At 56.8% G+C, this 7,491-nt stretch carries 11 protein-coding genes; 2 read left to right on the plus strand and 9 right to left on the minus strand.

What is annotated here, in order from left to right; all coding sequences use genetic code 11:
- Nucleotides 1–6 precede the first annotated feature (6 nt).
- The 8 genes from acpP to OKB81_RS08535 all read right to left on the minus strand — a co-directional run bounded on the left by acpP (nt 7) and on the right by OKB81_RS08535 (nt 5,753).
- Nucleotides 7–243, minus strand: coding sequence for an acyl carrier protein (acpP, locus tag OKB81_RS08500; RefSeq protein ID WP_005300909.1), 237 nt, complete (start codon nt 241–243; stop codon nt 7–9).
- A gap of 157 nt (nt 244–400) precedes the next feature.
- On the minus strand, nt 401–1,135 hold the full coding sequence (gene fabG, locus OKB81_RS08505; protein ID WP_052815324.1) for a 3-oxoacyl-ACP reductase FabG: 735 nt from the start codon (nt 1,133–1,135) through the stop codon (nt 401–403).
- Between the two features lie 13 nt (nt 1,136–1,148).
- A complete protein-coding gene (fabD, locus tag OKB81_RS08510) occupies nt 1,149–2,084 on the minus strand; it encodes an ACP S-malonyltransferase (protein WP_042017641.1) in 936 nt (311 codons plus the stop codon).
- Between the two features lie 66 nt (nt 2,085–2,150).
- Nucleotides 2,151–3,110: a beta-ketoacyl-ACP synthase III gene (locus OKB81_RS08515; protein WP_010674740.1), complete on the minus strand. Its 960-nt coding sequence runs from the start codon at nt 3,108–3,110 to the stop codon at nt 2,151–2,153.
- A 6-nt stretch (nt 3,111–3,116) separates the two neighbouring features.
- Nucleotides 3,117–4,136, minus strand: a complete 1,020-nt coding sequence (plsX, locus tag OKB81_RS08520) for a phosphate acyltransferase PlsX (RefSeq protein ID WP_270805203.1) — start codon at nt 4,134–4,136, stop codon at nt 3,117–3,119.
- Between the two features lie 9 nt (nt 4,137–4,145).
- Nucleotides 4,146–4,313 carry a 50S ribosomal protein L32 gene (gene rpmF, locus OKB81_RS08525; protein WP_005300935.1) on the minus strand — a complete coding sequence of 56 codons (168 nt, stop codon included), beginning with the start codon at nt 4,311–4,313 and terminating at the stop codon, nt 4,146–4,148.
- A 20-nt stretch (nt 4,314–4,333) separates the two neighbouring features.
- Entirely contained in the window at nt 4,334–4,855 is a 522-nt protein-coding gene (gene yceD, locus OKB81_RS08530) for a 23S rRNA accumulation protein YceD (protein ID WP_042863864.1), read from the minus strand.
- A gap of 196 nt (nt 4,856–5,051) precedes the next feature.
- Nucleotides 5,052–5,753, minus strand: a complete 702-nt coding sequence (locus tag OKB81_RS08535) for an START domain-containing protein (protein ID WP_442865698.1) — start codon at nt 5,751–5,753, stop codon at nt 5,052–5,054.
- Between the two features lie 111 nt (nt 5,754–5,864).
- Here OKB81_RS08535 and OKB81_RS08540 point away from each other — a divergent pair, with 111 nt between their 5' ends.
- A complete protein-coding gene (locus OKB81_RS08540) occupies nt 5,865–6,449 on the plus strand; it encodes a Maf family protein (protein WP_270663910.1) in 585 nt (194 codons plus the stop codon).
- A 53-nt stretch (nt 6,450–6,502) separates the two neighbouring features.
- Here the strand turns inward: OKB81_RS08540 and tnpA are convergent, their stop codons facing one another.
- Nucleotides 6,503–6,907 (minus strand): IS200/IS605-like element ISAs26 family transposase, encoded by a 405-nt coding sequence (gene tnpA, locus OKB81_RS08545; protein ID WP_010674034.1) that lies wholly within the window; start codon nt 6,905–6,907, stop codon nt 6,503–6,505.
- 57 nt (nt 6,908–6,964) lie between these two features.
- On the opposite strand from tnpA, the gene OKB81_RS08550 reads away from it, so the two are divergent.
- Nucleotides 6,965–7,491, plus strand: a 527-nt coding sequence (locus OKB81_RS08550) for an RNA-guided endonuclease InsQ/TnpB family protein (protein ID WP_270698479.1), incomplete at its 3' end; no start/stop codon positions are given.

Consider the following 7,491-nt stretch of genomic DNA (forward strand, 5'->3'; position numbering starts at 1 on the left):
AGGAACTTATTCCTGATTAGCGGTGATGTAGTCGATAGCCGCTTGAACAGTGGTGATCTTCTCGGCTTCTTCATCAGGAATTTCGGTATCGAATTCTTCTTCCAGCGCCATTACCAGTTCAACGGTATCCAAAGAGTCAGCGCCCAGGTCGTCGACGAAGGAGGCAGCGTTCTTCACGTCTTCTTCTTTAACACCCAGTTGTTCGATGATGATTTTCTTTACGCGTTCTTCGATGTTGCTCATGACCTGAATTTTCCTTTAAAAATACGCTATTGCGTCTGGTTGGGGTAGTGTATTCAATTGACGTGAGTTTGCAAGTGACTTGCCGCTGGTCAAACCACGAAATGTGCCAAACTTCGGCGTATTATCGCAAATTTGAACAGAACTCACGACAAATTGATTACACCATGTACATCCCGCCATTAACATGCAGGGTTTCGCCGGTAATATAGGCGGCATCATCCGATGCCAAGAATACCACAGCGGCAGCAATTTCTTTCGGATCGCCCAAACGGGCGGCAGGCACCTGATTCATGATGCCGGCGCGCTGCTCTTCATTGAGCGCCTTGGTCATGTCGGTCTCGATGAAACCGGGAGCAACCGCATTCACCGTGATGCCACGAGATGCCACTTCACGGGCCAGCGACTTGGTAAAGCCAACCAGACCCGCCTTGGCAGCAGCATAGTTGACCTGACCGGCGTTGCCCATGGTACCGACCACGGAACCGATGCTGATGATGCGACCGTTGCGCTTCTTCATCATGGCTCGCAATACTGGCTTGCTCAGACGGTACAGGGAGGTGAGATTGGTGTCGATGATCTCGTTCCACTCGTCATCCTTCATCCGCATCAGCAGGTTGTCGCGGGTGATGCCGGCGTTGTTGATCAGGATGTCGATGTTGCCAAAACGCGCCTTGATGGCGGCGAAGACGGTTTCGATGGATTCCTGACTGGTCACGTTCAGTGCCATGCCGCAGCCTTGCTCACCCAGGTAAGCACTGATCGCCTCGGCACCGCTCTCGCTGGTCGCGGTCCCCACGACTTTGGCGCCACGAGCAGCAAACGTCTCCGCAATCGCACGACCAATGCCACGGCTGGCGCCAGTGACCAACACAACCTTATCGGTAAAACTCATGACTTGCTCCTGTTTACTTGATCTGGGCCAGCGCCTGCTCGAACGAGGCGGCGTCGTTGGCGTGAATACCTTCCACTCGCGCATCGATACGCTTGGCCAAGCCGGTCAACACCTTGCCCGGGCCCATCTCGATTTCGAGGGTTACACCGTCGTTTGCCATGCGCTCTACCGTTTCAGTCCAGCGAACCGGGCTGAACAGCTGACGCACCAGGGCTTGCTTGATGGCGGCAGGATCCTGCTCACAAGAGACGTCGACATTATTGATGACGGCGATGGCAGGAACCTTGATCTCGATCCCATCCAGGGCGGCGGCCAGCTTTTCTGCGGCAGGCTTCATCAGGGCGCAGTGGGAGGGCACGGAGACCGGCAGCGGCAGAGCACGTTTGGCACCTGACTCTTTCATCAGCACGTTGGCACGCTCGACCGCCTCTTTGTGGCCGGCGATGACCACCTGGCCCGGAGAGTTGAAGTTGACCGGAGAGACCACCTGCCCCTGGGCCGCTTTCTCACAGTTGGCAGCGATGCTCTCGTTGTCCAGACCGATGATGGCAGCCATGGCGCCAGTGCCTTCCGGTACGGCTTCCTGCATGGCCAGACCACGCAGCTCGACCAGTTTGACGGCATCGGCAAACGCCAGCGCGCCGCTGCACACCAGAGCGGAGTATTCCCCCAGGCTGTGGCCGGCCATCACGGCAGGGGTTGCCCCGCCTTGTTGTTGCCACAGGCGCCACAGCGCGACGGAGGCGGTCAAGAGCGCTGGCTGGGTACGCCAGGTCTTGTTGAGATCCTCGGCCGGGCCTGCCATAACCAGGGCAAACAGGTCATAACCCAGCACCTGGCTCGCCTCGGCGAAGGTCTCTTTAATCACGGCGTGTTGCTCGGCCAGCTCGGCCAGCATGCCGACGCTCTGGGAGCCTTGTCCCGGGAAGGCAATGGCAAATCGGGTCATCATTGATTCCTTTAAGGTAAGACGAATTCGGTAAGCGGGCGCCCGAGGACCGGGCACCGCTCGGTATCAGAGGCGAACCAGCGCAGAGCCCCAGGCAAAACCGCCGCCGAAGGCTTCCAGCAGGACCAGCTGGCCGGGTTTGATGCGACCATCGCGCACCCCTTCATCGAAGGCGATGGGCACGGAGGCCGCGGAGGTATTGCCATGACGATCCAGGGTCAGAATCACCTTGTCGAGCCCCATGCCGAGTTTCTTCGCGGTGGCATTGATGATGCGGAAGTTGGCTTGATGGGGCACCAGCCAGTCCAGCTCGCTCGGCTCGACGTTGGCCGCAGCCAGGGTTTCGGTCACGATCTCGCTAAGGCGTGTCACCGCCACCTTGAAGACATCGTTGCCCTTCATGTACATGTAGGCTTCGAGCTCGGCACCCGGCATGCCGCGACGGGGCTGCGGCAGTTTCAGCAGCTCGCCATAACGGCCATCGGCATGCAGATGGGTGGAGAGGATGCCAGGAGTGTCGCTGGCACCGATGACCACGGCCCCTGCCCCATCCCCGAACAGGATGATGGTGCCGCGATCCTCGGGATCGCACATGCGTGACAGCACGTCCGCACCGACAACCAGCACGTGGCGAGCAGCGCCGGATTTGACGAACTGATCGGCGATTGCGAGAGCATATGTAAAGCCGGCACAGGCGGCGGCTACGTCAAACGCCGGGATCCCCGGTACGTCAAGCAGCCCCTGCAGTTCACAGGCAGCAGCTGGGAAGGCATTCTCTGCGCTGGTGGTGGCCAGCACTATCATGTCCAGATCGGCGGCAGTCAGACCTGCCGCATCAAGCGCACGCAAGGCCGCCTGATGGGAAAGGGTCGCGACGGTTTCGTCGGCTCCGGCGATACGGCGTTCACGGATCCCGGTGCGTTCCACGATCCATTCGTCACTGGTTTCAACCATCTGTTCAAGATCGGCGTTGGTACGAACCGAACTCGGCAGATAACTGCCAGTACCCAGAATTTTGCTATGCATAGAGTTTTATAAATCCCTGTCGGAAAAGACAGATTCAAGGCGATCTGCAATTTGCAATGGAAGTTGATGTCTGGCTTCTTGTGCAGCCAGCAGAATCGCATGACACAGAGCGCGGCGCTCGGCCCGCCCATGGCTTTTTACCACAATGCCGCGCAATCCTAACAGACTCGCGCCATTATACTGGTCGGGGTTCAGGTAAGAGAAACGCCGTTTGAACATAAATCCGGCGAGTCGACCAAGAAAACTGCGTTTTTTGCGCGGATATCCGGCCAGTTCGGCCATCATCCGCACCACCCCCTCCGCGGTCTTGAGCGCCACGTTGCCCACGAAACCGTCGCAGACGATCACGTCGCACTCGCCGCTGAAGATCCTGTCACCCTCGATAAAACCGACAAAATTCAGGGCGGAGCATTGGCGCAGCAACTCGGCGCTGTGGCGCACCAGGTCGTTGCCCTTGATCTCCTCCTCCCCCACGTTGAGCAGTGCCACTCTGGGTGAAGGTATCCCCTCGACCTTCTCTGCAACCACGGCGCCCATCACGGCAAATTGCAGCAAGGTGTCGGCATCACAGCTCACGTTCGCACCCAGATCCAGCATCACGGTCCGTTTTCCACCCAATGTGGGCAGCGCCTTGATAAGGGCTGGCCGGTCAACACCGGGCAAGGATTTGAGCACGCACTTGGCCATGGCCATCAAGGCACCGGTGTTGCCTGCACTGACACAGGCATCGGCAGCGCCGCTCTTGACCAGATCCAGGGTCACGCGCATGGAGGAGTCTTTCAGGGTACGCAGCGCCACGATAGGCTTTTCGCCCATGCCCACGACCTGGGAGGCATGCACGAGACGAACGCGAGGGTGATTGAGCAGGCCATATTGCTGCAGAAGAGGGGCAGTCTGGTGTTGATCACCGACCAGAACAAGTTTTAGCTGGGGTAGAAGAGACAGTGCCTGCACGGCGGCAGGCACTGTTTCCGAGGGGCCGATATCTCCCCCCATTATGTCTAGCGCGACAATTTGCGTAGACAAAGGCAATCCTTAAGCGATTACCTTTTTACCGCGGTAGAAACCATCAGCAGTCACGTGGTGACGACGATGAATTTCGCCACTGGTCTGATCAACAGTCAGGGCAGCGGTGGTCAGCGCATCGTGGGAACGACGCATGCCACGCTTGGCGCGGGTTTTACGGTTCTGTTGTACGGCCATGGTAGGCTAACTCCTAAAATTCACTTACGTTTGAGCGCTTCAAGAACTGCAAAGGGATTCGGCCGCTCATCAGCAGGTTCGATTTCACCCCAGGTCATCTCCATGTTTCCTCTGGGACACACATCCATCGGATGCATGGCTACCTGAGGCAACGAGAGGATGAGTTCATCCTCCAGGATTTGATGAAGATCTATCTCGCCGTTTTCGTCCAACTCAATGGGCTCATAAGCTTCCGGCAGTTCTTCCTCGTTTGTTCTTTCGAACAGCGGAGTGTAAATAAAACTAGCTTCACAAAGGTGTTCAAACGTCTCACCACAACGCTGGCAAACCAGGTCGACCTTGGCATGGGCAGTGCCTTTCATAACGGTCAACTTCTGGACATCTTTGCCAAAGTGCAGTGTGACATCCACATCACTTCGCAAGCCTTCGGTTGATTCCTCCAGCCTGGGCATCTGCGACTTTTCCACTATCCCGACATAATCGAGTAGCTTCAAGGCATTACGGACTGGATCAACCTTAACGGGCAACTTCACCTTTTGCATAGGGCGCGAATATTATAGGTCCAACAAGGGATAGTCAAAGGAAAAAGTCCTTACCGCCGATGATTTTACCTTCACAGGCCCCTGCAAGAGGAACTTGTGCTCATCGGTGGCCGATTATGCCATATCGTGCAGGATCTGGCACAGGATCCTGTTCCCCTCCCCTGTCTGTCCACCGGATGTGCTCCTTGGTGTCTCATCAGGTGGCAGAACAGCGCGGGTCGCTCCCCATCAGGCCTGGTGTCGCAGCCACTCTGGGCTCGGCTTCCATCAGTCGGCGTATGGCTTTGAAACTGCCCACGGCAGCCTTGATAGCAATGGGATTGACCAGCCAGCCCGGCAAGTTGTTGCCCGGGTTGGTATAGGTTTCGAGCCGAACGAGTGTGCTGCCATCCCGTTGGGGGAGCGCCTCCCACCGTCCGGCGCTTTCCTGGATCCGGAACAGCCCTGCATGCAATGGCAGGGCATTCGGCTCTGCCCACACCTCGAGAGTCAGGCTGCAATCAATGCGTCGACTCAGATGGGAGCGGGTGATGAGCTCCCTGTCTTGCACCGGCCAGGGAGATGCCAGGCGGGTATAGACCAGATCATCGTCGGGACCCGATCTGGCCAGCACCCTGACTTCACGGCTCTGGGGCAACCACTCTTCATGGCGCGCCGTGTTCCGCAGCACCGTGATCAGCGCGCCAGGATCGGCATTCACCCGCATCTCCAGACGTAAGGCCTGAAAAGAGGTCGGAGGATGTGGCTGGGTCCAAAGCATCACCCCCTCATCCCCCTGGCGAAGTTGCCATGTCCCTGTCCAGCTGGCGAAGGAGATCAGTGCCATGACCAAGGCCGCATATCGTGTCATCACGCTCAATTCCGATCTCTTGTGTTTGTGCTGTGGTTTCCTCAGCATGCATGCTTCCCGCTAATTAGGCGAGTCCCGCTGTAGACATCTCCTGTTTGCGTGGCCCCATCTGCACAGATAGAATCAACCAATTGATTTATAAATGGATATCATCAAAACATGCAGCCTTCCTTGATCCTCGCGTCCACCTCGTCCTACCGCAAGACCTTGCTGGAAAAACTCGGTCAGCCATTTCACTGTGCTGCGCCTCAAGTCGATGAGACGGCGCGACACGGGGAGACCGCAGAAGCTCTGGTCAGCAGATTGGCGTTTGCCAAGGCGAATGCCGTTGCCGCTGACCGTGATCAAGGATTGATCATCGGTTCAGATCAGGTGTGCGTCTGTGACGGGCAGATCCTCGGCAAACCCGGCACGGTGGAGAAGGCGGTCGAGCAGTTGCTGCGGGCACAAGGCAAGCGCGTCATCTTTTACACCGGGCTGTGCGTGATCAATGCTGCAAATGGCCATGCCGAGCAGCTCGTCGAGCCTTTCACCGTGCATTTTCGTTCGCTCGATGAAGCCGCCATCCGTCGCTATGTGGAGGCCGAACGTCCTCTGGATTGTGCCGGCAGCTTCAAGTGCGAGGGAATGGGCATCGTCTTGTTCAAGGCGCTGGAGGGGCGTGATCCCAACGCCCTTGTCGGTCTTCCCCTGATAGGCTTGGTTGATCTCCTGGGTCGCCACGGCCTGGCTCTCCCATCTTAAATGCGAAAGGGGACTCCCTCCGACGTAGGTGGGAGGGGAATTTCGCCGGGGCGTCAGCCCCGCTGGTTTTGAATGTATTGCTTGATCACCTCCAACGGTGCTCCGCCGCAAGAGCCCGCAAAGTAAGAGCGTGACCAGAGTACGGGTTTGCTGTAAGCACCTCTCAAGTCCAGAAATTCATTACGCAGTCGCCTTGATGTGACCGCCTTTAACGAGTTCACCAGTACCGATAGCTGCACCGTTGGCGCGTACTCTATCAGCATGTGAACATGATCAGCCTCTCCGTCACACTCTTTCAGTTCCGCACCAAAATCTCTGCAAACCTCTGCCGCACACTGACCGAAGGAAGCGTGATGCAGATCCCCCAGTATCGGCTTTCGATACTTGGTGATAAACACCAAATGTACGTGCAAAACGTAGGCCGCATGGCGTGATTTATTAATTTTAGTGAATTGCATTCTGTCACTCAATCGGGCTTAATAGATATGGCAATAATGCTACACACTGAGCGCTAAATGCAAATTCTGAAAGCCTACAAATTCCGACTCGAACCGACCGAACAACAAGCGCAACGCCTGCGCCAGTTGGGCGGTTGTGCTCGTTATGTCTGGAATCACGGGCTGGCAGAGACAAAGCGCATTCTGGATGCTGGCGAAAAACTGCCTTCTGCCTTTGAGCTGAACCGGATGCTCACCAGTTGGAAGAAAGACCCAGAAATGGCCTTTCTGACCGAGGCATATACCGACAACCTCCAGCAGAAACTCAAAGACTTGCACGGCGCGTGGATGCGCTGCTTTGATAAAAAACTCGCCGCCAAGGCTCCCGTTTTCAAGAAGAAAAGCGACAACCGCGACTCAATCCGCTTCGTCAACTTTGACAAGTATTGCCGCCTTGAAAAAGGTCGCGTGAAGCTTCCTGCCGGGCTGGCGTGGGTCAAGTTTCGCCAGTCCCAGCCAGTTGAAGGAAAAATTAAAAACGCGACCGTCAGCCAAGCAGCCGGGCACTGGTATATCTCCTTTCAGGTCGAGCAGGAGACGCTTGA

The organism is Aeromonas sp. QDB56, from assembly GCF_027705505.1.
In the GTDB taxonomy this organism is placed as follows: domain Bacteria; phylum Pseudomonadota; class Gammaproteobacteria; order Enterobacterales; family Aeromonadaceae; genus Aeromonas; species Aeromonas caviae.